Origin of the sequence: Pseudomonas fluorescens (assembly GCF_902497895.1) — a bacterium.
GTDB classification, from domain to species: domain Bacteria; phylum Pseudomonadota; class Gammaproteobacteria; order Pseudomonadales; family Pseudomonadaceae; genus Aquipseudomonas; species Aquipseudomonas fluorescens_BP.
In genome coordinates this window covers 1-1,673 of the sequence record NZ_CABVHQ010000152.1, presented here as the reverse complement: position 1 = coordinate 1,673, position 1,673 = coordinate 1, and the positions used below count along the sequence as shown (strand labels likewise).

Below are 1,673 nucleotides of genomic sequence, written 5' to 3'. Positions count from 1 at the left end.
CCAGCTCCTACGCCGACCGCATGCCCCTGCAATGTCGTGGGTGCCCGTAGGAGCTGCCACAGGCTGCGATCTTTTGATCCTGGCGATGGTGGTCTCCGCCGAAAAGATCGCAGGCTCCGCCAGCTCCTACGCCGACCGCATGCCCCTGCAATGTCGTGGGTGCCTGTAGGAGCTGCCGCAGGCTGCGATCTTTTGATCCTTGGTTAGGGCCAACTCAGTCCTGAATGGACACCGCCCCAAGCGCCGCCACCATCTGCCGCAATGCCGGCGAATCCCCTTCGATGCGCACTTTCAACCCATCAATCTCCCGCCGCTGCGGATAATGCTTGCGCAAGGCATCGAACGCGGTGCGTTGCTCTTGCACTGTGCCCACCAGGCTGCGACGAAAGTCCGCATCGTCACGGCGCGGGTCGTAGACTGCGCGACACAACATGGCCAACGCCCAGGCGGGATCGCTGTGGGCATTCAGGCTGACCTCGGCCAGCCACGGCGCGGGCAACAACTCATCGAGACTCACCTGAGGCAGGCGTCCCTGGTAGGTGCAAAATGCCTGATAGATCTGCGCCGTGCCGCGCTGCTTGCCATCAAGGCTGTAACCGGCGATATGCGGCGTGGCAATCACGCACAGCTCCGCCAGCGCCACGTCGACCTGCGGCTCGTCCTCCCAGACATCCAGCACCGCTTGCAGGTCTTCGCGCTGCAACAGCACTTCGCGCAGCGCGGCGTTATCCACCACCGGGCCACGGCTGGCGTTGAGCAGCCAGGTGCCAGGCTTGAGTTGGCTCAAACGGTCTTTATCGAACAAGTGCCAGGTCGGCTGGTCGCCGGTTTTACTCAGTGGCGTGTGCAGACTGATGACATCGCACTGCTCGATGATCTGCTCCAGGCTGACATAGCCCTCGCCGTCCACCGCCTGGAGTGGCGGGTCACAGACCAGCACGTTCCAGCCCAGGGCTCGCAGCACCTTGATCAGCCGTGCGCCCACTTCACCGGCACCGACCACGCCATAAGTGCGCTGAGTGAGGTCGGCGCCTTCGATTTCGGCCAGGGTCAAGAGACTGCCAAGCACGTAGTCAACCACGCCACGGGCATTACACCCGGGAGCGCTCGACCAGCTGATCTCGGCCCGATCAAAGTAATCCAGATCCAGGTGGTCGGTGCCAATGGTGCAGGTGCCGACAAACCGCACCTTGCTGCCTTCGAGCAGCTCGCGGTCGACAGTGGTCACCGAACGCACCAGCAACACCTCGGCCTCCTCGATGGCGGCACGGTCGATGGCGCGGCCGGGGAGACGGCGAATCTCACCTAAACCGGCAAAGAAGTCATCGAGCAGCGGGATATTTTCGTCGGCAACAATCAGCATGGCAGGCTCCTTTCGCGGAGCCGCAGTATAAGCGCACATGGCACTGTGTAGGAGCTGCCGCAGGCTGCGATCTTTTGATCTTGCTCCTCGGCAATCTTCAGAATCGCCAAAAGATCGCAGGCTGCGCCAGCTCCTACGCCCACCGAGTACACCCGCAACTGATCAGGAACACCGGCACACCGTAGGAGCTGCCGCAGGCTGCGATCTTTTGATCTTGCTCTTGGGCAATCTTCAGAACCGCCAAAAGATCGCAGGCTGCGCCAGCTCCTACGCCCACCGAGTACACCCGCAACTGATCAGGAACACCGGC

The 1,673-nt window shown here is 62.3% G+C and carries 1 protein-coding gene; it reads right to left on the bottom strand.

Annotation, left to right across the window (positions count from 1 at the left end; translation table 11 throughout):
• Positions 1-214: 214 nt before the first annotated feature.
• Positions 215-1,363, bottom strand: a complete 1,149-nt coding sequence (gene pdxB, locus F8N21_RS30240) for a 4-phosphoerythronate dehydrogenase PdxB (protein ID WP_150645597.1) — start codon at positions 1,361-1,363, stop codon at positions 215-217.
• Positions 1,364-1,673: the final 310 nt, after the last annotated feature.

What these genes read in the sequence shown, in the direction of transcription:
- pdxB (WP_150645597.1), bottom strand. Translation starts at nt 1,363, where the DNA reads ATGCTGATTGTTGCCGACGAAAATATCCCGCTGCTCGATGACTTCTTT.